This window comes from Delftia sp. Cs1-4, assembly GCF_000214395.1.
Taxonomy (GTDB): Bacteria; Pseudomonadota; Gammaproteobacteria; order Burkholderiales; family Burkholderiaceae_C; genus Comamonas; species Comamonas acidovorans.
The window spans coordinates 3968682-3993366 of sequence record NC_015563.1; the positions used below are offsets into that span (position 1 = coordinate 3968682).

The 24685-nt window shown below is 63.5% G+C and carries 20 protein-coding genes and 1 tRNA gene; 10 read left to right on the forward strand and 11 right to left on the reverse strand.

Going from position 1 to position 24685, the window contains the following annotated elements; genetic code table 11:
* Positions 1–73: 73 nt before the first annotated feature.
* The 5 genes from DELCS14_RS17320 to DELCS14_RS17340 all read right to left on the reverse strand — a co-directional run bounded on the left by DELCS14_RS17320 (position 74) and on the right by DELCS14_RS17340 (position 5820).
* Positions 74–1087: a FecR domain-containing protein gene (locus DELCS14_RS17320; RefSeq protein ID WP_013802809.1), complete on the reverse strand. Its 1014-nt coding sequence runs from the start codon at positions 1085–1087 to the stop codon at positions 74–76.
* A complete protein-coding gene (locus DELCS14_RS17325; protein WP_013802810.1) occupies positions 1066–1572 on the reverse strand; it encodes a sigma-70 family RNA polymerase sigma factor in 507 nt (168 codons plus the stop codon). The genes DELCS14_RS17320 and DELCS14_RS17325 overlap by 22 nt, the downstream gene beginning before the upstream one ends.
* A gap of 119 nt (positions 1573–1691) precedes the next feature.
* Positions 1692–4187: a TonB-dependent siderophore receptor gene (locus tag DELCS14_RS17330; protein ID WP_013802811.1), complete on the reverse strand. Its 2496-nt coding sequence runs from the start codon at positions 4185–4187 to the stop codon at positions 1692–1694.
* A 95-nt stretch (positions 4188–4282) separates the two neighbouring features.
* A complete protein-coding gene (locus DELCS14_RS17335) occupies positions 4283–5293 on the reverse strand; it encodes a FecR domain-containing protein (protein WP_013802812.1) in 1011 nt (336 codons plus the stop codon).
* Positions 5290–5820, reverse strand: coding sequence for a sigma-70 family RNA polymerase sigma factor (locus tag DELCS14_RS17340; RefSeq protein ID WP_013802813.1), 531 nt, complete (start codon positions 5818–5820; stop codon positions 5290–5292). The genes DELCS14_RS17335 and DELCS14_RS17340 overlap by 4 nt, the downstream gene beginning before the upstream one ends.
* A 228-nt stretch (positions 5821–6048) precedes the next feature.
* On the opposite strand from DELCS14_RS17340, the gene DELCS14_RS17345 reads away from it, so the two are divergent.
* The 6 genes from DELCS14_RS17345 (at position 6049) to DELCS14_RS17370 (ending at position 16288) form a co-directional block, all read left to right on the forward strand.
* On the forward strand, positions 6049–8637 hold the full coding sequence (locus tag DELCS14_RS17345) for an EAL domain-containing protein (protein WP_013802814.1): 2589 nt from the start codon (positions 6049–6051) through the stop codon (positions 8635–8637).
* 268 nt (positions 8638–8905) lie between these two features.
* Entirely contained in the window at positions 8906–10756 is a 1851-nt protein-coding gene (locus DELCS14_RS17350) for a methyl-accepting chemotaxis protein (protein ID WP_013802815.1), read from the forward strand.
* Between the two features lie 315 nt (positions 10757–11071).
* A protein-coding gene (gene prfB / locus DELCS14_RS17355; protein WP_013802816.1) for a peptide chain release factor 2 occupies positions 11072–12176 on the forward strand; the annotation gives its coding sequence in 2 pieces (ribosomal slippage) (positions 11072–11152 and positions 11154–12176; 1104 coding nt in all).
* A 77-nt stretch (positions 12177–12253) separates the two neighbouring features.
* Positions 12254–14980 carry an aminopeptidase N gene (gene pepN / locus DELCS14_RS17360; RefSeq protein WP_013802817.1) on the forward strand — a complete coding sequence of 909 codons (2727 nt, stop codon included), beginning with the start codon at positions 12254–12256 and terminating at the stop codon, positions 14978–14980.
* 198 nt (positions 14981–15178) lie between these two features.
* Entirely contained in the window at positions 15179–16186 is a 1008-nt protein-coding gene (locus tag DELCS14_RS17365; protein WP_013802818.1) for a class 1 fructose-bisphosphatase, read from the forward strand.
* 26 nt (positions 16187–16212) lie between these two features.
* A tRNA-Thr gene (locus DELCS14_RS17370) sits at positions 16213–16288 on the forward strand.
* Between the two features lie 263 nt (positions 16289–16551).
* Here DELCS14_RS17370 and DELCS14_RS17375 read toward each other — a convergent pair.
* The 3 genes from DELCS14_RS17375 to DELCS14_RS30070 form a co-directional block, all read right to left on the reverse strand.
* Positions 16552–16824 (reverse strand): hypothetical protein, encoded by a 273-nt coding sequence (locus DELCS14_RS17375; protein ID WP_013802819.1) that lies wholly within the window; start codon positions 16822–16824, stop codon positions 16552–16554.
* A 322-nt stretch (positions 16825–17146) separates the two neighbouring features.
* Positions 17147–18418 (reverse strand): IS256 family transposase, encoded by a 1272-nt coding sequence (locus DELCS14_RS17380; RefSeq protein WP_013801385.1) that lies wholly within the window; start codon positions 18416–18418, stop codon positions 17147–17149.
* Positions 18419–18684: 266 nt separating this feature from the next.
* Positions 18685–19383 (reverse strand): SOS response-associated peptidase family protein, encoded by a 699-nt coding sequence (locus DELCS14_RS30070; RefSeq protein ID WP_013802820.1) that lies wholly within the window; start codon positions 19381–19383, stop codon positions 18685–18687.
* 550 nt (positions 19384–19933) lie between these two features.
* Between DELCS14_RS30070 and DELCS14_RS30705 the strand changes: the two genes are divergently transcribed.
* The gene (locus DELCS14_RS30705) at positions 19934–21043 is read left to right on the forward strand and encodes an Ig-like domain-containing protein (protein WP_013802821.1); all 1110 of its coding nucleotides are present in this window, start codon (positions 19934–19936) and stop codon (positions 21041–21043) included.
* A 241-nt stretch (positions 21044–21284) separates the two neighbouring features.
* Positions 21285–21794, forward strand: coding sequence for a hypothetical protein (locus DELCS14_RS17385; RefSeq protein WP_157158294.1), 510 nt, complete (start codon positions 21285–21287; stop codon positions 21792–21794).
* Here DELCS14_RS17385 and DELCS14_RS17390 read toward each other — a convergent pair.
* Entirely contained in the window at positions 21791–22738 is a 948-nt protein-coding gene (locus tag DELCS14_RS17390) for an IS481 family transposase (RefSeq protein WP_013802823.1), read from the reverse strand. The genes DELCS14_RS17385 and DELCS14_RS17390 overlap by 4 nt on opposite strands.
* A 165-nt stretch (positions 22739–22903) precedes the next feature.
* A complete protein-coding gene (locus tag DELCS14_RS17395; protein WP_013802824.1) occupies positions 22904–23182 on the reverse strand; it encodes a hypothetical protein in 279 nt (92 codons plus the stop codon).
* Positions 23183–23245: 63 nt separating this feature from the next.
* Here DELCS14_RS17395 and DELCS14_RS17400 point away from each other — a divergent pair, with 63 nt between their 5' ends.
* A complete protein-coding gene (locus tag DELCS14_RS17400; RefSeq protein ID WP_141441621.1) occupies positions 23246–23485 on the forward strand; it encodes a hypothetical protein in 240 nt (79 codons plus the stop codon).
* Positions 23486–23674: 189 nt separating this feature from the next.
* A complete protein-coding gene (locus tag DELCS14_RS17405) occupies positions 23675–24043 on the forward strand; it encodes a hypothetical protein (protein ID WP_043796268.1) in 369 nt (122 codons plus the stop codon).
* A gap of 131 nt (positions 24044–24174) precedes the next feature.
* Here DELCS14_RS17405 and DELCS14_RS30710 read toward each other — a convergent pair whose 3' ends face one another.
* Positions 24175–24498 (reverse strand): hypothetical protein, encoded by a 324-nt coding sequence (locus tag DELCS14_RS30710; RefSeq protein ID WP_071957117.1) that lies wholly within the window; start codon positions 24496–24498, stop codon positions 24175–24177.
* Positions 24499–24685 lie beyond the last annotated feature (187 nt).

Here is a 24685-nt window from a genome sequence, read left to right on the forward strand (position 1 = left end):
AGGCGGTGAAGAAAGAAGCTCTTTCCCCGTTGCCAGCCGAGATCCGAAAAAGTACCAGCCTGCCTTGATTTTTCTAGTTCCTGGCGACCACGGTGATCCAGTAGCCGCGCATGCGCGTCTGCACGTCGACGGGATAGGTGGAGGCCAGCATGGTCAGCGTCCGGTCCGTATCGCCCAGCGGGAAGGAGCCGGACACGCGCAGCGCGCGCACCTCGGGCGCGCACTGCAGCAGGCCGGGCCGGTAGCGCGACAGTTCGGCGCAGAACGCGGCCAGCGGCATGGCGTCGGCCATCAGCATGCCGCGGGTCCAGGCCGTGGCCTCGGGCTGCAGGGGCTGGGGCGCGGTCACCTCCCCCGCTCGCAATACCGTTTGCTGACCGGCTTGAACGACCAGCGCCGGGCTGACGGCGCCGCGCAGCGTGACTTCCACGGCGCCCTCGGTCACGGCCAGGCGCACGGGGCCGCCGTCCGCCCTGCCCCCCTCCTGCCGCACGGTGAAGCGGGTGCCCAGGGCGCGCAGCCGGCCATGGGCGGTGTCCACGACAAAGGGGCGGTGCGGCGTGGCGGTATCGGCCGCCGTTTCTATGGAAATCGCGCCCTGGCGCAGGGTGAGCAGGCGCAGTGCGCCATCAAACCGGATGTCCACCGCGCTGGCCGTGTCCAGCATGAGGCGGCTGCCATCGGCCAGATGCTCGGTGCGGCGCTCGCCGGTGGCGGTGCGCAGGTCGGCGCCCCAGCCGCGCTGGTCCGCCACATGCCAAGCTTGCCAGGCCAGCCAGCCTGCAGGCGCCACGGCCAGCAGCGCGGCCAGCCGGGCCACGGTGGCGCGGCGCTGGGCGCGGTGGCTTCGGGGCCGGTCCAGCGCCGGCATGGCCAGCGCTGCAGGCAGGCCTCCCAACTTGCCCAGCAGCCGCTCGGCGCGCTCCCAGGCCAGGGCATGCTGTGGGTCGGCCTGGCGCCAGCGCTCGCAGGCGGCGCGGTCGGCGTCGGTGGCGCCGCTGTCGTGCAGGCGCATCAGCCATTCGGCGGCCTCGTCGAGCACGCGCGCTTGCAGAGGTGTCTCCATCACGCCATTGCCACCAGGCATTGGCGAAACGCCTGGGCCATGTAGCGCTTGACGCTGGTGAGCGAGACCTCCAGCTGCTGCGCGATGTCCTCGTACTTCATGCCGTCCAGCTGGGACAGCAAAAACGTGCGCCGCACGATGGGCGGCAGCGCGTCCAGCATGGCGTCTATCTCGTGCAGGGTCTCCAGCACCAGGGCGCGCTGCTCGGGCGAAGGCGCCACAGGCTCGGGCAGAGCGGCCAGGGCTTCGAGGTAGGCGCGCTCCAGCGCCTGGCGCTTGTACCAGTTGACGAGCACGCCCTTGGCCACCGTGGTCAGGTAGGCACGCGGCTCCTGCACACCGGCCAGGTCGCGCACGCCCAGGATGCGCACGAAGGTGTCCTGCGCCAGGTCCGCCGCATCCGCCCCGTTGCCCAGCCTGCGGCGCAGCCAGCCCTGCAGCCAGCCATGGTGGGCGGCGTACAGGGAGGCGGCTTCTCGGTGCTGGGGGGTGGAGGCGGATGGCATGGCAGGTCCGGATTCCCTTGGGGGCGGGGCCCGCAATCAAACAAGAATCATTCTTATTCGATTGTATCCATGCCAGGGTGCGTGCGAGAGCGCTTTCGACCGGCCTGATGCCGCAAGGCCTACCAGATGTACCCGAACCGAACCACCATGTTGCGCGCTTCGCCGTAGTTGCAGGCATTGGCGGAAAAGCACGACGCCGTGTGGTACTTGTCGAACAGGTTCTTCACCGTCAGGCTCACGCTGGCCCCGCGCCAGTCACTGCGCATCTTTCCCAGGTCATAGCGCAGCGAGGCATCCACCAGGGTGAACGACGGTACGCGGAAGCTGTTGTCCGCATCGCCCCAGCTCCAGCCGATGTAGCGTGCCCCCACGCCCGCCCCCAGCCCCAGCAGGTCGCCCCCAAAGGCATAGTCCACCCAGGCCGACGCCATCTTGCGGGGCACTTCGTAAGGCGACTTGCCCTGCACGTTGCCGCCCCACTGGTCTGGCTGGGCCCGGGTCACCTTGACGGGGTTGTAGGTCAGCGCGGCCAGGAGCTTGAGCCCGCGCGTGGGCTGGACTGCCGCCTCGAACTCGATGCCGCGAGAACGCACTTCGCCCTGCTGTATGGAATAGCGGACGTTATCGGGGTCGGTGGTGAGCACGTTCTGCCGGCGCAGCTCGAAGGCGGCCAGCGTGAAGCTGCTGCGCTCGTCGGGCGAGTACTTGACGCCGACCTCGACCTGTTTGCCGGTTTCCGGATCAAAGGGCCGGTCGTTGCGGTCAGCGCCCATCAGAGGGACAAACGACTCGCTGTAGCTGACGTAGGGCGCCACGCCGTTGTCTGCAAGATAGGTCAGGCCGACACGGCCGGTGAAGGATTTGGGCTTGCGCACGCTGGTGGACACGGGGTCGGCCAGGCGGCTGGTCTGCTCCAGGCGACTCCAGTCGTGGCGCCCGCCCAGGGCCAGCACCCAGCGGTCCTTGCGGATGCGGTCCTGCACGTAGAGGCCTACCTGCTGGGCGCGCTCATCGCGCAGCGCATCGGGCTGCAGCAGCGAGGTGTCGATGAAGCTGCCATAGACGGGCCGGTAGATGTCCAGCTGCGGACCGTCGGCGATATAGGAGTCGAAACTGGAGCGGCTGCGGTTGTAGTCCAGCCCCACGATGAGTTCATGCTGCAGGCCGGCCGCCGCGAATTGGCCCGACAGGCTGGTGTCCACGGTGTAGACGCCGCCCTTGCCGTCGCGCGAATCGATCTCCCGGTTGGTGATGGAGCCGTCGATCAGCGGCCCGTAGCGGAACATGTACTGCTCGTGGTTGCGTGCGTGCAGGTAGCGGAAGTTCTGCCGCAGCGTCCAGCCGTTGTCGAATTCGTGCCGTGCGTCGTAGCCCAGCGATGCGACCTCGGTCTCTTCGCGGTCGAAGCCCGGCTCCCCCAGGAAGCGGTTCAGGGGCAGCCGGCCATTGGGGTTGCGCCCGTTGAGCGCATCCCACTGCACGTTGGTGGACATCATGGCGTGGTTCTTCTGGTAGAAGCCGCGCAGCGTGACGCTGGTGCGCGCGTCCGGCGCCCAGGTCAGGCTGGGCGCCAGGTAGACGCGGTCATCACGCATGAAGTCGATCTGCTGGTCGGCCGCCCTGGCCAGCCCCACGAGGCGGTAGCTCACCGTGCCATCGTCACCCACCGGCCCTCCGAGGTCGAAGGCCGCCTGCCGGCGAGCATGGCTGCCCACGGACAACTCCATGCCGCGCACCGCATCGGCCGAAGGCCGCTTGGACACGAAGTTCACGATGCCGCCCGGCGAGTTCTGCCCATACAGCACCGAGGCAGGCCCCTTGAGGACCTCCATGCGCTCGGCCCCGTAAGGCTCCATGCCGAAAAAGCCCAGCGTGCCCAGCGGCATGAGGCGCAGCCCGTCCAGGTAGAAATTGCCCGAGAACTGGCTGAAGCCGCGCACCGACAGGCTGTCGTCCGCAGGATTTGCCCCGCCCGTATTGGTGCGCACGCCGGCCGTGTACTGCACGGCGTCGTTGAGCGTGCGCACGCCCTGGTCGTCCATGCGGTCGCGCGTGATGACGGACACCGATTGCGCCACCTCCAGAATCGACGCATCGGTCTTGGTGGCCGTGCTGGCCCGGCGCGCCACATACCCGCTGGTGCTGCCCCAGGGGCTTTCTGCCGGGGCCGCGGCGGTCACCCTGACCTCACCCAGCACGGTCGATGCCTGGGTGGCCTCTGGCACCGCACGCAGCACAAAACCACCCTCCCCCGCCGCCTGCGCCTGCAGGTCGGTGCCGGCCAGCAGCCGGTCCAGCGCCTCGCGCACCGTGAGGCGGCCCTGCACGCCCTGGGTGCGCCGGCTCTGTACCAGGGCGGGCGACGCACTGATGCTCACGCCTGCGTCAGCGGCAAACGCCGTGAGCGCGGCGGCCAGCGGGCCTGCCGGCACCTGGAACGGACGCTGCACCGCGCTGGGGGCCCCCGCACCGGCCTGGGCCAGCGCAGCGCGCGGCAAGGCGGCGCCTGCCGCCAGGCCCGCTGCCATGAGCACGGCAAGGCCTGTCCGGGACAGTGGAAAGAGCAAGGGGGAGGGAGTGCGCGCCACGCTGCGCATGCCGGGCCGGAGAGCCATGGTCTGTTTTTCCTTCGGAAGTCGTTCGATGAAATCGGTTGCCATCGAACAGGACACGGCCTGCCGCAGAAAGGGGCCAGATTCCGAAAGAAATTTCAAGCCGGCGGTGTACCGCGCGCCGCCACCGTCACCCAGTAGCGCGTGCGGTAGTGGACCTGCACGGGCAGCAGGTGCACGAGGTTGGCGAGCACGGCGTCCGTGCCGGTATCGGCATCGCCCAGCTGAAAGGCGCCGGTGACGCGCAAATCCGCCACAGACGGATCGCAGTGCAGCCAGCCGGAGCGGTAGCGCGACAGCTCGGCCACAAAGTCGGCCAACCGCATGTTGTCTGCGGCCAGCAGGCCCCGCGCCCATTGGGCGGCGCCTGCGTCCGCAGGCTCGGCACGGCCTATGCCCATGGCGTCAAACCACAGTTGCTGGCCTGCCTGCAGCTGCTGCGCGGCGCCGCCACGGGTGGTGATCTGCACGGCGCCCTGCAGCACGGCCACTTCGCTGCGCTCCCGGACACTGCGCACGACAAAGCGCGTGCCTAGGGCGCGCACCCTGCCCTGCCCTGTGGTGACCACGAAGGGCCGATGCCGGGACTGCGGCTCGGGCGCGGTCTCTATGAAGACGGCGCCCTCACTCAGGTGGAGACGGCGCAGCGCCTCGTCAAACAACACATCGACGGCACTGCCCGTATCGAGCACGATGCGGCTGCCATCGGCCAGCGTCCATTCGCGGCGCTCGCCCGTGGCCGTGGCATGGGTGGAGGTCCACTGCATCCAGGGCGTGGCGCGCCAGGCCAGCCAGCCCACGGGGACGGCCATGATCAGCAGGGCCAGCGCGCGCACGGTATCGCGGCGGCCCACGGCGCCCAGGCGGCGCTGCTTGCGGCCCAGGGCCGGTGCCCCCAGTGCGGGCGGCAGGCTGCCCGCGCGCTGGCTCACGGCCAGGGCGCGCAGCCAGGCCTGCTCATGGACATCGGCACGGGCGCGCCAGGCCTCGAAGGCGCGGTGGTCGGCCTCGCTGGCCTCGCCCGAGTGCAGCAGCACGAACCATTCGGCAGCCTGCAAGGCGATTTCGCGCGACAGCGGCACAGCGGCCTGGGAGTCCACGGCGTTCATGCCGACAGCAGGATGCACTCGGCCATGGCCTGGGCCATGTAGCGCTTGACCGAGCGCAGGCCCATGCCCAGTTGCTCGGCAATGGCCGCATAGGTCAGGCCCTCGACCTGGGACAGGATGAAGACCGCGCGCACCTTGGGCGGCAGGCCGTCGAGCATGGCATCGACCTCCTGCAGCGCCTGCAGGATGAGCAATTGCTGCTCGGGCGACGGCGCCTGCGGCGCTGGCAGCGCGGCCAGGGCCTGCAGCCAGGCCTGTTCCAGCGACTGGCGGCGCAGGTGGTTGATCAGCAGGCGCCGCGCCACCGTGGCCAGGTAGGCCCGCGGCTCGCGCAGGGCGGGCAAGTCGCCCGCAGGCGCGGTGAGCAGGCGGATGAAGGTGTCCTGCGCCAGGTCGGCCGCGTCGCAGGCATTGCCAAGTCGGCGGCGCAGCCAGCCCTGCAGCCAGCCATGGTGGCCGGCATAGAGGGCGGAGATTTCGCGGTGCAAGGGGCTGGAGGCGGCGCTGGAGGCTGGGGCGGATGGCATGGTAGGACCCGATGGCTTGAAGGCGGAATGCGCCATCAAACAAGAATCATTCTCAAATCATTGTAACCAGCGGCAGCACTTGCCTAAGAGTGTCATCAGGCGGACCATCCAAGGGCGAACAGTGGAAGCAAGTGCGATCAGGTGTGGCTGACATCCAGCTGCTGCGCCGGATCGGTATCATTTGGAAACAATCAATCATCAGCTCAGCATCCATTAGGAGAGCGAACCATGTTCGAAACGCGGGTAGCAGGCACGGCAGGGCAGCAGGCGCTGTGGAGCACGCTGGACAAGGCCATGGCGCTGGCGGAGTTCACGCCCGAAGGCCGGCTGATGCGCGCCAACGCCAATTACGAAGCCATTCTTGGCTACCCCACCTCGGGCGCCGAGGGCCTGCTGCACAGTGACCTGTGCACCCAGGCACATGCCGATCCCGACGCCTACGGCCGGTGGCGCCAGCGCTGGGGCGCGGGCGAGACGATTTCGCGCGTGGGCGAACACCGGCGCCGTGATGGCAGCACCTGCTGGCTGGAGGCCACCTATGCCCCCGTGCTGGATACCCAGGGCGCGCTCAGCCATGTGCTGTGCATTGCCACCGACATCACGGCCCGGGTGCAGGCCGACCGCAGACGGCAGGAGCATTTGCGGCGCCTGTCCCTGGTGGCCGATGCCACCGACGCGGCCGTGGTGATCGCCGACGGCAACTGGACCATCTCCTATGTCAACGCAGGCTTCACCCGCATGTTCGGCTGGAGCAGCGAAGAGGTCGTGGGCCGTGCGCCCATCGCCCTGCTGGTGCCCCATGCCTCGCCCGAATTCACGGCCGCCTACCGCGCCGAACTGGACGCAGGCAAGCCGGTGTACCGCGAGGAGATCCTCGTCGGCAAGGACGGCGAGCGGTATTGGGTCAGCGCCCAGGCCAATCCCGTCATGGGCCCCGACGGCCGCCTCCACACCACGGTGACCGTGATCACCGACATCACCGAGGCCAAGATGCACGAGGTGCTGCAGCGGCGCGCCCTGGAGGCCATGGCCCGCGACCAGCCGCTGACCGAGGTGCTGGACCTGGTCTGCCGCGAGGTCGAGCGCATTGCGCCCGATATCGCGGTCTCGGTGCTGGAAGTCGATGACCAGAACCGCCTGCATCCGCTGGCCGCGCCCAGCCTGCCGGCCTCCTATTCGGCGGCGCTGGACGGCGTGCCCATCGGCCCCAATGTCGGCTCCTGCGGCGCGGCGGCCTTCCACAACCGGCCCGTGCTGGTGGGCGACATCGCCACCGATCCGTTGTGGGCCGACTTCAAGCACCTCATCCTGCCGCTGGGGTATACGGCCTGCTGGTCCACGCCCATCTGCGGGCTGCAGGGCGGCGTGGCCGGCACCTTTGCCTTCTACTACCGCCATTTCGACCGGCCCGGCCCCGATCCCTTCCACCAGCGGCTGGTGGAGGCCTGCACCGACCTGTGCGCGCTGGCGCTGGAGCGCGAGCAGGCACGCCGCCGCATCCGGCAGCTGGCCTTCTACGACGGGCTGACCACCCTGCCCAACCGCAGCCTGCTGCTGGCGCAGGCCGAACAGGCGCTGTCCGTGGCTTCGCACGAGGGCCACGAGCTGGCCGTGGTCTTCATCGACCTGGACCGCTTCAAGCAAGTCAACGACTCGCTGGGCCACCCGGCCGGCGACAGGCTGCTGTGCAGCGTGGCCCAGCGCATCCAGGCGGAGCTGCGCACGGGCGACATTGCCGGGCGCCTGTCGGGCGATGAATTCGTCATCGTGCTGCCACACTGCGGCGGTGCGCAGGCGGCCGAGGTGATAGAGCGGCTGCAGTCGGCACTTGGCGAGCCCTGCATGATCGACGACGTGTCCCTGGCCAGCACGGCCAGTTGCGGCATTGCCGTGTTTCCCGCCGACGGGCGCGACATGGAGACGCTGCTGCACCGCGCCGACATGGCCATGTACCAGGCCAAATCGGGCGGGCGCGGGCTCTACAGCTTCTTCAGCCCCGAGATGAACCGCCTGGCGCAGGAACGGCTGGTGCTGGAGACGGCGCTGCGCGACGCCCTGCGCAGCGGCGGCCTGCGCCTGCACTACCAGCCCCAGCTCGACCTGAAGGACGGGCGCCTCTACGGCGTGGAGGCCCTGGCGCGCTGGAGCCATGCGGAATTCGGCGAGATCTCGCCCGCACGCTTCATTCCGCTGGCCGAGGAATGCGGCCTGATCGGCGAGCTGGGCACCTGGGCACTGCGCGAGGCCTGCCGCCAGCTGGGCGAGTGGCGCAGCCGGGGCATTGACGTGCCGGCCATGTCGGTCAACCTCTCGCCCACGAGCTTTCACAACCTGGACCTGCCGCGCATGATTGCCGACACGCTGGAGCACAACGCGCTCAAGCCGCAGGACCTCACGCTGGAGATCACCGAAAGCCTGCTGCTGGACACCAACCCGGGCACCATGCGCACGCTGCAGGCCGTGCATTCCCAGGGCGTGCGCCTGTCCATGGACGACTTCGGCACGGGCTACTCCAGCCTCAGCTACCTGCGCCGCCTGCCCGTCAGCGAGCTCAAGCTGGACCGCAGCTTCGTGGCCGACCTGGAAAACGACGAAGCCGCCCAGGCCCTGAGCAACGCCATCCTGGGCATAGGCCGCAGCCTGCACCTGACCGTGGTGGCCGAGGGAGTGGAGACGGCGGCGCAGAACACCATCCTGCGCGAACAGGGCTATCCGGTCGCGCAGGGCTATCTGTTCTCGCGCCCGCTGCCGGCAGCGGATCTGGAGCGGTGGCTGCAGGCATCGAGCCTGCAAGCCGGCGTGGCGACGGACGTGTGAGCGAACGTGTGAACGGGCATGTGAGCGGGCATGTGAACGGACCAGGCCATGCGCGCGGAGACCTTGGCCGGAAAAAGTAACAATCCGCAATAAATATTCGGACTGGACCTATTTTTCCCTAAGCCTCGCCGGCAAGTGACCGATAACTGCGGCATGGCGGGGCCGAGTGTCGGTCCCGCTGATCGCCCCCGATCGCCACCGCATCCCCTCGATTCGCAGCCACCGCCGCTCACCCGCTTTCGCTTCTCGCCGTACGGCACTCCCCACCATGATGTTTTTCCGCAATCTGAAGCTGGCCCACAAGCTGCTGGCCTCTTTCATCGCCCTGCTGCTGCTGACCGCCGGCCTGGGCCTGTTCTCCGTGGTCCAGCTGGACCGTGTCAACCGCACGGCCACCGACCTGGCGCACCACTGGATGCCCGCCGAGCGCGTGATCATGGAGATGCGCTACCAGCTGCAGCGCTACCGCTCGCAGACCATGCAGCATGTGCTGGCCACCTCGATGGATGAAATGGCCATCTACGACAAGAGCATGCCGGCGCTGTGGTCCGAGCTGCTCAAGAACCAGCAGGCCTTCGAGCGCTATGCCAACACCGCGCGTGAGCGCGAGCTGATGGCCGGCATCAAGGACGACCTGGGCCAGTACGCGCAGCACACGGCAAAGATCGTGGACCTGTCCCACGCCCTGCGCACCGACGAGGCATCCGAGGTGCTGCGCGGCGATTCGGTCAAGACCAGCCGTGCCATCAACACCAAGCTGGACGAACTGCTCAAGATCAACGCCCAGGGCATCGAGGATGCCAACCAGGCAGGCGACGACATCTTCACCGCCGCGCGCTGGTGGGTGATCGCCCTGCTGGCGGGGGCCGTCCTCTTCGGCCTGGGCATGGCGCTGCTGATCGCCCGCAGCGTGGCACGCCCCCTGCAGCAAGCCGTGAGCCTGGCGCAGGCCGTGGCCGCCGGCGACCTGGGCAGCCGCATCGAGGTGCATGGCAAGGACGAGACCGGCCAGCTGCTGCAGGCCCTGCAGCACATGAACGAGAGCCTGCAGCGCATCGTCGGCCAGGTGCGCCAGGGCACGGACTCCATCGCCACGGCCAGCGGCCAGATCGCCTCGGGCAACCAGGACCTGTCGGCCCGCACCGAGGAACAGGCCAGCTCGCTGGAGCAGACCGCCGCCTCCATGGAGGAGCTGACCTCCACCGTCAAGCAAAACGGCGCCAACGCCCAGCAGGCCAACCAGCTGGCCGCCGCCGCCTCCCAGGTCGCCGTGCGCGGCGGCTCGGCCGTGGCCCAGGTGGTGCAGACCATGTCCGCCATCAACGATGCCTCGCGCAAGATCGTGGACATCATCGGCGTCATCGACTCCATCGCCTTCCAGACCAACATCCTGGCGCTGAATGCGGCCGTGGAAGCGGCCCGCGCCGGTGACCAGGGCCGCGGCTTTGCCGTCGTCGCCTCGGAAGTGCGCACCCTGGCCCAGCGCTCGGCCGCCGCCGCCAAGGAGATCAAGCAGCTCATCGACGACTCGGTGGGCAAGGTCGAGGAAGGCAGCGCCCAGGTCGACTCGGCCGGCAAGACCATGGAGGAGATCGTGGCCAGCGTGCGCCGCGTGACCGACATCATGGGCGAGATCTCGGCCGCCAGCCATGAGCAGACGGCCGGTATCGAGCAGGTCAACCAGGCCGTCACGCAGATGGACCAGATGACCCAGCAGAACGCCGCACTGGTGGAGGAATCGGCGGCGGCCACCGGCGCCCTGCAGGCCCAGGCCAAGGCGCTGGCCGAAGTGGTCAGCGTGTTCAAGCTCTCGCCGTCCACCGGCATGCTGGGCAACAGCCGTGGCGTCAACCACGCCGCCGCCGTGGCAGCGCCCCGCCACGCGCCGACGGCGCCCCGTCCGCATCTGGCGCCTTCCGCTCCCAAACGCGCGGTGCCCGCACGTGCTTCGGCCGCCCTGCCTTCTGTGGCCGGTGCAACCGGTGCACCCCCTGCCCCGGCAGGCGCCGCGCGCCCGGCCCAGCCGGCACAGCCGGCCCGGCCCGCCGTGACGGCATCGGCCAAAGCCAAGGCCAAGGCGGCCAGCACGGCTTCCGACGACGATTGGGAAACCTTCTGAACCAGGTTTTCGCCCGCCCCGCCGGGGGCGGACATGCCTGCCAAGGCCCGACCAGCTCCAGCTGGCCGGGCCTTTTTTCCGGGAGGTCTGCAGCCAGAACACGCCAGGGTCCACGCTGCAACCTGTGCATTGCCACGGCCAAGCCCTTCAAATCTGCCATGATCGGCCGCTGCAAGCCCTTGTTTTGAAAGCCATCGTCACACGGCAGCGCGCCTCCAGGCCCGCGCGGCGGGCGCTTGCCCCGGCACGATGCCCCAGCATGAGAAAATCGGCGATTCGGCCAAGAACACATTCATCAGAAGAACGGAACACATCATGGAAGCAGAACGCATCAACCTCATCGGCAACACCCTCGAAGATCTGTCGCAGCGTGCGGCAGATCTACGGAGGTATCTTTGACTACGATGCAAAGTACGAACGACTGCGCACGGTAAATGCCTCGCTGGAAGATCCCAGCGTCTGGAACGACCCCAAGAAGGCCCAGGAGCTGGGCAAGGAAAAGAAGCTGCTCGACGGCGTCGTGCTGACGCTGCAAAAGCTCACCACCGAGCTGGCCGACAACGCCGAGCTGTTCGAGATGAGCAAGGAAGAAGGCGATGAGACCGGCCTGCTCACCATCGAGGGCGAGACCGCCAAGCTGCAGCCGCTGATCGAGGAGCTGGAGTTCCGCCGCATGTTCGGCAAGGAAGCCGATCCGCTGAACTGCTTCGTGGACATCCAGGCCGGCGCCGGCGGCACCGAAGCCTGCGACTGGGCCGGCATGCTGCTGCGCCAGTACCTGAAGTACGCCGAGCGCAAGGGCTTCAAGGCCACGGTCGAGGAAGAGACGCCGGGCGACATCGCCGGCATCAAGAGCGCGACCATCCACATCGAAGGCGAGTACGCCTACGGCCTGCTGCGCACCGAAACCGGCGTGCACCGCCTGGTGCGCAAGTCGCCCTTCGACAGTTCGGGCGGCCGCCACACCAGTTTTGCCTCGCTGTTCGTCTACCCCGAGATCGACGACTCGATCCAGATCGAGATCAACCCCTCGGACGTGCGCACCGACACCTACCGCGCATCGGGCGCGGGCGGCCAGCACATCAACAAGACCGACTCGGCCGTGCGCCTGACGCACATGCCCACCGGCATCGTCGTGCAATGCCAGGACGGCCGCAGCCAGCACAGCAACCGCGACGTGGCATGGCAGCGCCTGCGCTCCAAGCTCTACGAGCACGAGATGCAAAAGCGCATGGTGGAGCAGCAAAAGCTGGAGGACACCAAGACCGATGTGGGCTGGGGCCACCAGATCCGCTCGTACGTGCTGGACAACAGCCGCATCAAGGATTTGCGCACCAACGTCGAAATCTCGGCCACCCAGAAGGTGCTGGACGGCGACCTCGACGCTTTCATCGAAGCCTCGCTCAAGCAAGGCCTCTGATTTCAAGCCCCTGGGCGGCACCGGCCGCACAGGGGCTTGAACTCTGTCCCCTGATATTGGCATAGGAAGGAATCTGTATGCTGCAACTGCGTGACGGGCAGGCCCCTGCCACCGCCATCCACCGCGCCGACTACCAGGCTCCTGCCTGGTGGATCGACACCGTGGACCTGACCTTCGATCTCGATCCGGCCAAGACCCGCGTGCTCAACAAGATGCGCGTGCGCCGCAACACCGAGGTGCCGGCGCAGCCGCTGCGCCTGGACGGCGATGAACTGAACCTTGCGCGCGTGCTGGTCAACGGCGGCGGCACCTCGTTCAAGATGGACGGCGACCAGCTCGTGCTGGAGAACCTGCCCGAGGGCGGCGACCCCGTCGATCTGGAAATCTTCACCACCTGCGCGCCCGCCAAGAACACCAAGCTCATGGGCCTGTATGTGAGCCAGGGCACGTTCTTCACCCAGTGCGAGGCCGAGGGTTTCCGCCGCATCACCTATTTCCTGGACCGTCCCGATGTGATGGCCATGTATACCGTGACGCTGCGCGCCGACAAGACCGCGTACCCGGTGCTGCTGTCCAACGGCAACCTGGTCGAGCAAGGCGCGCTGGAAGACGGCCGCCACTTCGCCAAGTGGGCCGATCCGCACAGAAAGCCCAGCTACCTGTTCGCCCTGGTGGCCGGCAATCTGGTTGCGCGCGAGCAAAAGATCAAGAGCCGCGCAGGCCGCGACCACCTGCTGCAGGTCTTCGTGCGCCCCGGCGATCTGGAGAAGACCGAGCACGCCATGAACTCCCTCATGGCCAGCGTGGCCTGGGACGAGGCCCGCTTCGGCCTGTCCCTGGACCTGGACCGCTTCATGATCGTCGCCACCAGCGACTTCAACATGGGCGCCATGGAGAACAAGGGCCTGAACGTCTTCAATACCAAGTACGTTCTGGCCAGCCAGTCCACGGCCACCGACACCGACTACGCCAACATCGAGTCCGTCGTCGGCCACGAGTACTTCCACAACTGGACCGGCAACCGCGTCACCTGCCGCGACTGGTTCCAGCTGTCGCTCAAGGAAGGCCTGACCGTCTTCCGCGACCAGGAATTCAGCATGGACATGGCGGGCAGCCCCTCGGCACGCGCCGTCAAGCGCATCGAGGACGTGCGCGTGCTGCGCACCGCCCAGTTCCCCGAAGATGCGGGCCCCATGGCCCACCCGGTGCGGCCCGACAGCTACATCGAGATCAACAACTTCTACACCGTCACCATCTACGAAAAGGGTGCCGAGGTCGTGCGCATGCAGCACAACCTGGTGGGCCGCGAAGGCTTTGCCAAGGGCATGAAGCTGTACTTCGAGCGCCATGACGGCCACGCCGTCACCTGCGACGACTTCGCCCAGGCCATGGCCGACGCCAACCCTGGCAGCGAGCTGGCCCAGCGCCTGGACCAGTTCAAGCGCTGGTACAGCCAGGCGGGCACGCCCCAGCTGCACGCCGAAGGCAGCTACGACGCCGCCGCACGCACCTACACGCTGACGCTGAGCCAAAGCTGCGCGCCCACGCCGGGCCAGGCCGAGAAGCTGCCCTTCGTCATCCCCGTGCAGATGGGCCTGCTGGGCCAGGACGGCCGCGCGCTGACCCTGCGCCTGCAGGGCGAGGACCAGGCCGCAGCGGGCGACAGCCGCCTGCTGGTGCTGTCCGAGCCCAGCCACAGCTTCGTCTTCACCGACGTGGACCAGGAGCCCGTGCCCTCGCTGCTGCGCGGCTTCAGCGCCCCCGTGGTGCTGCAGCACAGCGACAGCGATGCCGCCTTGCTGACCCTGCTGGCCCATGACAGCGACGCCTTCAACCGCTGGGAAGCCGGCCAGCGCCTGGGCATGCGCATCGCGCTGCAGGCCATTGGCGACACCTCCATCACGGCAGATGCCAGCGGCCAGATCACGGCCGCCCTGCTGCCGGCCTCGTTCATCGAGGCCATGCGCGGCGTGCTGCGCCATCCCCAGCTGGATGCGGCCTTCAAGGAGCTGATGCTGGCCCTGCCCGGCGAAAGCTACATGGCCGAGCAGCTGGCCGTGGTCGATCCTCAGCGCGTGCACGCCGTGCGCGAAGCCATGCGCCAGCAACTGGCGACCGAGCTGCAGGCCGACTGGCAGCAGGCATGGCAAGAGCACAGCGACACCGGCGCCTACCGCCCCGACCCCGTCAGCTCCGGCCGCCGTGCGCTGGCAGGCCTGGCCCTGTCCATGCTGTGCCTGGCCGCACGCGCCTCGGGCGACAGCGTCTGGCCCGGCAAGGCGCTGCAGCGCTTCAAGGACGCCGGCAACATGACCGACCGCATGAGCGCCCTGACGGCACTGGTGCAAAGCGGCCACCCGCTGGCCGCCCAGGCCCTGGCGCGCTTCCACAAGCTGTTCCAGCACGATGCATTGGTGCTGGACAAGTGGTTTGCGCTGCAAGGTGGCGCCTGCGACCGTGGCGGCAACGTGCTGCCGGCCGTCAAGCAGCTGATGAAGCACCCCGACTTCCAGATCAAGAACCCCAACCGCGCGCGCAGCCTGATCTTCAGCTACTGCAGCGCCAACCCCGGCGCCTTCCACCGCGCCGACGCGGCGGGCTATGTGTTCTGGAGCGAGCGCGTCATCGAGCTGGACGCCATCAACCCCCAGGTCGCCGCCCGCCTGGCACGCGCCCTGGACCGCTGGAGCAAGCTGGCCGAGCCCTACCGCACGGCCGCACGCGAGGCCGTCGCCCGCGTGGCGGCCCGCGCTGAACTGAGCAACGACGTGCGTGAAGTCGTCACCCGCGCCCTCGCGGATTGACGAGCCACCCCCTGAGTCGCTTCGCGCCTTCCCCCTTGCAGGGGGACGACACCCTCGGTGCGAGGCGGCTCTTCCTCGGTGTCCCTGGCTTGAGCAGCGCCGGTTTTATGCTGCAAGCCAGGAATCACTGAAATGCTGTTCATCAGCAGATGCATACGCCATGCCGCATCTGCTCCCGGATTTTTAGGAGTTAAACCCATGAAGAAAAACGTCAGCCTGACCCGCTACCTGGTCGAGCAGCAACGCGTGGACGGCCTCATCCCCGGCCAGCTGCGCCTGCTGCTGGAAGTCGTGGCCCGTGCCTGCAAGCGCATCAGCCAATCCGTCAACAAGGGCGCCATTGGCGACGTGCTGGGCACGGCCGGCAGTGAGAACGTGCAGGGCGAAGTCCAGAAGAAGCTGGACATCATCGCCAACGAGGTGCTGATCGAGGCCAACGAATGGGGCGGCCACCTGGCAGCCATGGCCTCCGAGGAAATGGAAGGCATCTACCTGGTGCCCAACCGCTACCCGCACGGCGAATACCTGCTGATGTTCGACCCGCTGGACGGCTCGTCCAACATCGACGTCAACGTCTCCATCGGCACCATCTTCAGCGTGCTCAAGAAGCCCGAAGGCCACCCCGGCGTGACCGAGCAGGACTTCATGCAGCCCGGCACCCAGCAGGTCGCGGCCGGCTACTGCATCTACGGCCCGCAGACCACCCTGGTGCTGACCGTGGGCGACGGCGTGTCCATGTTCACGCTGGACCGCGAGCAAGGCTCCTTCGTGCTGGTGCAGGAAAACATCCGCATCCCCGAAGACACCAAGGAATTCGCCATCAACATGTCCAACATGCGCCACTGGGACACCCCCGTCAAGCGCTACGTGGACGAATGCCTGGCCGGCGTGGAAGGCCCGCGCGGCAAGGACTTCAACATGCGCTGGATCGCCTCCATGGTGGCCGACGTGCACCGCATCATGACCCGCGGCGGCATCTTCATGTACCCCTGGGACCGCCGCGAGCCCAACAAGCCCGGCAAGCTGCGCCTGATGTACGAAGCCAACCCCATGTCCTGGCTCATAGAGCAGGCCGGCGGCGCCGCCACCAACGGCAAGCAGCGCATCCTCGACATCCAGCCCACGCAGCTGCACGAACGTGTGAGCGTCATCCTCGGCTCGAAGAACGAAGTCGAAAAAGTGACGCAGTACCATTCCGAGGCATGAATTTGCCGTTATAATTTTTGTCTGTCGCCGGTGTAGCTCAGTTGGTAGAGCAGCTCATTCGTAATGAGAAGGTCGAGGGTTCGATTCCTTTCTCCGGCACCAAAAACATAGCATCCATGCGGGTTCCGCAAGGATTCTTGGGGGAAATTGGGGAAACTCAATTTCCCTTTTTGTTTTGCAGCGGCCAAAGCATGCCTGAGCCTCGGCAGCTCAAGCCCCCTGTTCAGCCGATGGCGCTTGCAGCTGGCTCGCCCGCCGCGGCGCTTCTTCCTCAGGCTTCTCCGTACCCTCACCAGCACACCAAGTGCCTTCAACTTGCTCGGATTTCAGATCCGACCAAGACAGTTCGGACTGCGCTCCCCCCCCTACCCGCCGAACTGCGAATGCAGGCTCACTAGCCGCTGCGCCAGCGTCTCGGCGTCGTGGCGCATGGCATAGAGCGACGTGGTGCCGATGGAGACGTGGCCATACCAGATGTGGAATCCCTCTAGTCGCAGCAAGTTGCCAACGGAACAACCATCTCGGATTGCACCGGAGAGAGTCGCCGCCTGGAACTCGAAGAGCTCGACATTCCCATGCAAGATCCGGTCCGTATAGCAACCGGAAACCTGCATATCTATGCGCAGCGTGTAGATCATGGCTTGACGGCCTTGCATAAGTTCCTGATACCGGACGCGGAGTGATCTTTATCTTCCCACTCAGTCTTTTAACAAAAAAAATGCGCAGCAAATCTTGACAAGATGCGGTACGGCAATTTCAATAAAAATCCGCTACGGCGTGAGAAAATCTGCAGCGACGAAAGATACCGAAACTCCAAAAATAAAAGCCAAGATATTAAAAGATTCTCTTATTTTTGAGGGCCTGTCTGAATTTTTGTGTGCAAGGCTCTCATTGACTTGCCCTGGTCAGCCGGAGTTGCATGAGACAACGACGGATACCTGGGCAAGTGGAGACTGCATCTTAAGCAGTCCTCCTGGTGAAGCGGTCCTCGTAGAGGATCGCGAACTGGTTCATTGCCTCCTTCCAATCCTTGGCCGCGCGGCCCCAGTCAGCCGTGATGTTGCGCAGGGCCAGCCAGATCAGCTTGGTGGCCGCGTCATCGCTGGGGAAGTGCCCGCGCGTCTTGATGATCTTGCGCAGCCTCGCGTTGATGCTCTCAATGGCGTTGGTGGTGTAGACCACGCGGCGCACGGCTGGCGGGAAGGCGAAGAAGGGGATCACCTTGTCCCAGGCCCGACGCCAGGCCGCCACCACGGTGGGGAACTTGTGACCCCAAGGGCCTTGCTCAAAGGCCTCCAGCTCGGCTTGTGCCGCCTCAGCACTGGGCGCCGTGTAGATGGGTCGGATGGCCTGCGCAAGCAGCTTGCGATCCTTCCAGCTCGCGTAGTCCAGGCTGTTGCGGATCAGGTGCACGATGCAGGTCTGCAGCGTGGTGGCCGGGAAAACCGCCCCCAACGCCTCGGCCATGCCCTTGAGACCATCGGTGACAGCAATGAGGATGTCGTTGACGCCCCGGGTCTTCAGGTCGTTGAAGACCTTCATCCAGAACTTGGCCCCCTCGGTGCCTTCGATCCACAGGCCCAGGATGTCGCGGCTGCCATCGGGCAGCACGCCCAGGGCCAGGTAGATGGCCTTGTTGCGCACCACCGCGTCCTCTCGGATCTTCACGCGCAGCGCGTCGAAGAACACCACCGGGTACATCGGTTCAAGCGGGCGGGCCTGCCAGGCGGTGACCTCGGCCATGACGGCGTCGGTGACCGAGCTGATGAACTCGGCCGAGACCTCTGTGCCGTAGCTCTCCAGCAAGAAGCCCTGGATCTCGCGCATGGTCATGCCGCGCGCGTACATGGCCACGATCTTGTCGTCAAAGCCGGTGAAGCGTCGCTCGTGCTTGGGGATGAGCACTGGCTCGAAGCTGCCAGCGCGGTCACGCGGCACCTCGATGCGCAGCGGGCCGTCGTCGGTGAGCACCGTTTTGCCCGTGCTGCCGTTGCGGTGGTTGGCCCCGGCCTCGGGCTTGGCACCCCCGGGGGCATAGCCCAGGTGATGGCTGAGCTCAGCGCCCAGCGCACGCTCGATCAGCGCCTTCTTGAAGGCCACCGTCGCGGCGTTGACCGCCTCGCCCGTCATCGGCCCGGTCACGAACTGGTCAATCAGTTCCTTGGGAATGGGCGGCAGCTTCGCCGCCGCAGCAGCGCTGGCCGCCGCCTTCTTCGTCGTCTTGCTTGGCATACATGCTCCTGATCGTCATGCTATGCCTCGCACACAAAATTCGGGACAGGCTCATTTTTGATTTCACAACAATACAATACGTCCAAAATATTATCATAAAAAACGAGAAGCAAATTAATTGCAATGCAATGAATAGCAGAATCTCATAAATATTTAATTCCATGCTCTCACCATTTTTAACAAGATTACCAAGCCTAATTTATGGCTGATTTCCGCACGAGGAAAAACTTGATAAATCACCACGCGATTGGATAGCAAGCACCAAATTAACCACCTGCCTTTAATGCGCGCAACTGCTCAAGAGGCAACAGAGCTTCTTCGTCTGGGTTTTCTGCCCCGCTCTTCAACGTCCCCATCATGGGCAACTTAATCAATGAATCTGCTTGGGCCGGAGTGCAATGCAGCCAAGCATCCCAGTCTTGGCGCTCCAGAACTACAACACACCTCTTTTCTCTGCCAGGCCTGTGCATGAGAGAGAGAATTGGATGTGCGCTGGCATCTTGTGTGATCACCGTGTAGTTCGGCACCTTTTCTCCGCTCACCGGATCTATCCATTCACTATACAGCCCCGCCAACATTGCAGGCTTTCCGTCGGAACGCCGGAACATCCAATTAATACTGCGACCAGATAAACCAGAGTAATTCTCGATCCAGCTGCTCACTGGGATAAGACACCTTCGACCCGCATGCCAAGACGGGCCAAATACGTAATCATTGCTCAACGTTTCTCTGAACGCTTTTTCCGTTGACATAGGGGAACCATCCAAATTTAAAGGACGCCTGCTTAGCGACGTCGTTGGAATCAACCCCCATTGCCCAACTTCTAAGCATTCACATGCTTTAATATATGGACCGTATGCCAATGGAACTATATATACACCCCACCCCTTTTTAGGAGCAGATCCTTGCAGCGGATAGAGTTCATCAATATCAGAAATATCGGGAGAGCTATATCTATTACCCATTCCGAGAGCCTTTTGAATAGCTATTCAGGATTTTCACAGAGCGGAATTCGCAAGCTTACTAAACAAGCATCCGCTTCGAACCAAACCCATCCTGTTTTGCTTAAGCAAATGCTCAGTTTTGCGTTATCGATAGGCCATTCTCATCATGCCCTACAGCTATCGACAAGTAACATCTCATGCCAAAAATTAACATTTTTTCATAAAGTCATCCTGCGTTGCAGATCCGACTTCGGCACTACAAGAGCTGTCACCTCAGATTGACCTGCAATTAACACAAAAATCCATTTGCATCCATTTCTCACAACAACTACAGGGAATTTAGATGTAGGTATTAACCCTTAAAAATCATGTACCGAGACGCTTGCTCGTTAATCGTTGCTGGATTGTTTGAACCCGCTCTCGGCCTCTTACATACCGCTAGCTAGTAGTGGGCAAAGGCTAAGTGCCCCCAAAATCCTCTTGACAAACTTTCACAAAAACCCTTATTGATAATAAGAATGATTTCCATCACGCTCCCCGTCTTTATAAATTCCCTCTATGGACGATCAACATGCGTTTTGGAATACCGACACTAAAAGAATTGGCCTTTCTGGTGATTTTTTCTTGGGTCACGAGCAGCCAGGCGGCGACATTTTCAACCTTCATCGACGACCAAGCCGGTTTCCTGTCTGCCATTGGTTCAGGGACATTCTCCACCCACGAAGATTTCAGCACCTCTGTAAACCTGAAGCCCATAGGAAGCGCAGGAAATCCGGATATTTGGAATGGCTTCACTGTAGAAGCCTACGGCCCCAATACAAGCACTGCTTGGTCTCCTTCAAAATATTGTCATGCATTAAATTCCGGATCAGGGACATCAAATTATTCGGAGGAGTGTCTATTTTGGAACCCCCTCGCACCAGCAGTTCCAGGAATATTTGCCGCATTGAACACGGAGAATGGCATCTCCTTTAAACTAGCCAACTCAGCAACTGCTGCTTTCAGCTTCGATTTCGTCGATTGGAACGATTTATTTGAGAGATCTAATCTTCAAATTTTTGCAAGCGATGGAACGAGCGCAATAGTTTCTGATGCCACAAACGCTTTTGATGCCCCACCTCAGAAATTCGGAGTGACTTTGTCTCCTTCTGATATTGCGGCCGGTCTTTTCATAAAAGAGATTCGCTGGGTGGGCCTTGATTCAACGGGTGAAGTTGTCGGCTTCTACAACTTCCAGACTTATACCAATCCAAAAATTCAGAACAATCTGCCGATAGCCAATCCGGACAAATACTCTATACCTAACTCGCCCACCATACTAAATATTTTGGCGAACGATACCGACGCAGATTCGGATACTTTGCAAATCATCAGCATTAATGGAAATCCAATTACTCGCGGTACTCCATCAAACATTTTGATAACAGGCGGAAGCATCGGAGTCTCGGCAGCAGGAAAAATCACCTTTTCCCCCTCTGGCAATACTACAGATCCTATCTCATTTCAGTATGAGATTTCTGATGGCCGAGGCGGAACAGCGACTGGCAATGTCACCCTTACAAACATAACTCATCCTAAACCGACAATCGCTGCAGTACCAACCATTGGTGAACTTGGATTAGTCGCTTTGTCTTCGATAATCGCCTTTTTTTCGTTGTTACTCCGACGCAAAGTCAAATAAATTAATAGAACCGCTGCCAATCAGATTCTTTGAAGTTGTCAGATAATTTACTGCACTTACTTCTGCTTTGAGACTAGACGCGTCACCAGGGGTCGCACGCAGGCTGTAAGCGCGGCCAGCAGCCGCACCTCGTCGCCCTCGCGGCGGTCGATCTCGACCAGGGCGGCTCGACTGTCGCAGGCCGACGCGTTGCTGAAGTTCGGGAAGCACCGAAGCGGACGCTCAGAGCGCCGGAACGATGATGCTTTCTAGCCACAACTACCTGGGTCGAATCCGCGTGACTATCAAATCAATTCTCGGCATACGGCGAAAACCAACATTGAACGAGCTTGCCCGCGAGAGCTACAGAGCTGAGTCATATCGCGCGGCTTCCGAGGTCTCAGCGAACGAGCGGGTGGCTGCGGTGCTGCAGGGCCGCGCGAAGTTCTTGCTTGGAGAAGTCATCGGGTTATCTGAACTTAAGAAGCTGCCGGAGGGATTGATCGCTCAGCGGTTCCGGAGAGAGCTTCCCGTCACAGCGGACCAGGTGTTGCGCTACATCAAGTCGGAGGGTTTGCCAAAGGAGTTTGGCGACTGGGGAATTCAGCTGACCGAAAGCGCCGGGGCTTGGCATCTGACAGAGGTTGACATCAGGGGGTCAAGTCCGCCCGTTCCGTTCTTCACAAGGCATGAAGCTGAGCTAGCTATGGTCCTTCTGCGCCGGCAGACGATTGAACCCTTTGTCAGCGGGGCACTCGACGGAGCTGGCTAGATGTGAACCGTCAAGAGGTTATTTGCAGATCTGAGCCTGGACATCGGGGCGATGTGTCCAATCCCGCTGTGCGGCCTGTGCCAGTTGTAGTGATGCTGCCAGCTCGCCAAGGCATTGGTTCGTTCGGCTGAGCTCTGGTACGTCCAGCCATAGGCCCACTCGCGTAGCGCTGACTGGATGAACCGCTCGGCCTTGCCATTGGTCTGTGGCCGGTACGGCCTGGTGAACTTGTGCTGCACACCCAAGGCCTTGCAGGCAGCAGCAAACTCCTTGGACCGGAAGGCCGCGCCGTTATCGGTCAGCAGGCGTTTGATGTGTACGCCCAGCCCCACGTAGTACGCCACCGCGTTGTGCAGGAACGCGACAGCTTCGAGCTTCTTCTCGTCGGGATGCATGGCGGTGAAGGCGATGCGCGCATGGTCGTCGATGGCTACAAACAACGTCTCCCAGCCTGCGCCATCGACCGAGTCGCGCCTGTTGCCAGTCACCCGATGACTGGGTCTGACGATACGCCCGAGCTTCTTGGTGTCAATGTGCAGCATGTCCCCGGGTGCCTCATGCTCGTAGCGCATCACCGGTTCAGCAGGCTGCAGGTCGCTGAGGCGAGATAGGCCAGCACGGGCCAGCACACGGCTGACGGTGGAAGCAGAGACACCTGCATAGCTGGCAATGCGCGACTGCAGCATTCGACGGCAGCGCAACTCAACGATGAGCAGTGCCTTGGACTCGCCAATGGTGCGGGGCGAGCGCGCTGGCCTGGAGGACGCATCGGCCAGGGCAGCTTCACCACCGCTCAGATACCGGCCCAACCACTTCCTGGCTGTCTGCGCTGTAACGCCTTGGGCAAGAGCAGCTTGGGTGGCATCCAGGCCATGAATGGTCATCTGTTTAACCATCTCAAGTCGGCGGGCGAAGGTAAGTCGGGCATGCTTATGGGTGTTCATCCGGTTGGGTGTCCTGAGTAGGTTGGGTGTTTGGCGACTTCCAGTCTCTCAAATCCAACCCGGATGAACACCTGATACAACCTATTGAAGCTTCACAGCTAGACGAGAGACCGCTCCTGGCCATGAGCGGTCCACTACCGCACGCGCAGCAGGAACAAACGCCGGTCAGCGCCAGTTACTGCGCCGCCAGAACAGGGACTGGTCCCCGCGATGCGGGGTGATGTGGTCAACAACCGTGGCCGCCTCGACCCTGCCCTGCACCTGGCACATGAGGCACAGCGGGTGCTCGCGCAGGAACTGCTCGCCCGCCTTCTGCCACTTGTAGCCGTAGCCCCGCTGCGCTGCCGTCTGGTCGCTGGTGCGCCAGCTGCCGGCCTGCATCGTCTGCACGCGGCGGTTGTCCAGCACGGGCAGCGTACTCTTCAATGTCTGGAGCTTGGACATAAGGATGCCGCCTGCCTATGGCCGCCAGTTAAGATGCATCTTTAAACCTACTGGGATAAATTTTTGAACAATGAACGTATGGATGTGCTCGCCGGTGAACTGAGCGCGCTGGCCACTGTCGTGGTGCGGCTGATTGAGACCATCACACCTGAGCAAGCAGCCCACGCTCATGAGGCGCTTCTGATTGACCGAGACGCCATCCGCATCGGAACTTCTACCGGTGGCCCAGAGTTGGAGCTCGCGACAACCGAACGCGCTCTTGACAACTACCTTTCCCTGCTCATCGACGTAGCAGAGAGCTGAGCGATTCAGCCGCGAGTGCCGTTGCACACTCGCAAGCCTCGCATCCTCCATGCCATCCATGCTTTGCATGGATGCGTCTGATGGCGGCGGAAACAACAAAGCCACCCGAAAGTGGCGCAACCACTGAGCGAACATGTGTACTCCCCTGGTCTGGGATGAGTCACTTAACGTTCTCTATAGACTGGTCCGATGACCGAGCCATTCGACCACGTCGATACAAACGCCATCCGGCTGCGGCTACGCAGCTACGAGGAGCGTTGCACGCTACTGTTGCGCGCAATCGGCGACAACAAAACGGTCACCGCACGGGTCGAGCAGATCAGGGACCAATACATCGCGCTCAAAAGAGATCTCAAGGCCGATGCCGCTGCCACGCGTCGCGCCGGGAAGGACCCAGCTTGCGCAGTTGCTGCATTTTTTTCCCCTGCAGTCAATGAGGCAGCTCTGCACCTGAAGCCAACCTCCGGCTCTCATCCGATAGCGGGAAATTGGTTGTCTGCGGTGTATGACGCGCGGATTGATATCTGCCACTACCTCGCCCAGCTTGACCGCAACTGACCAGGCAGCGTCAGCGGGGTCACTGCAAAAAAAACCTACCAAAGCAAGCCAGGGTAGGTAACTGCTGGACGGAGCCAGCAGGGGAGGGATACGAAGCGTATCAAGAAGAATTTATGGCAGGTAGGACGCCTTCAGGCCTCACGCGCTACTGTCGCCATACCCGCTGCCTCTCCGGCTCCAGCGCCTATCAAGCCTCCAAGGGCGCCGCCAACAAAAATGCCTGCAGGGCCAGCAGCTACGGCGCCGACTCCCGCCCCCACCACTGCGCCAACCATCATGAAGCCGGCCACCATGGTTGACTTTGATTCACGGACTGACTCCTCTTTGGTCATCCGAATCTGCGCCGAGGGATCAGGATCTTGCGAGGGCACACCATGCCCCTGAACGGCCTGCTCAGCAAGATCCGGGTCAACAGGCCGTCCCAGCAGGTACTTAAGCGAAATCGATGAAGTCATGGCGCTCTCCTCAGAGATGAGGAAGATAGAAACACCTCGCCTCACCTTCGTTGTACTCCCTGCTGCTCACTCGCACCTGTGGTCCAGTCAGCCGGCGCGGCGTAAGGGAAGGCGCTCTCCCGCCTTCGCAACATTCATTCGCTCTGTACCCGGAAAAACAAAGCCCGCAGGCATTGCCAGCGGGCTA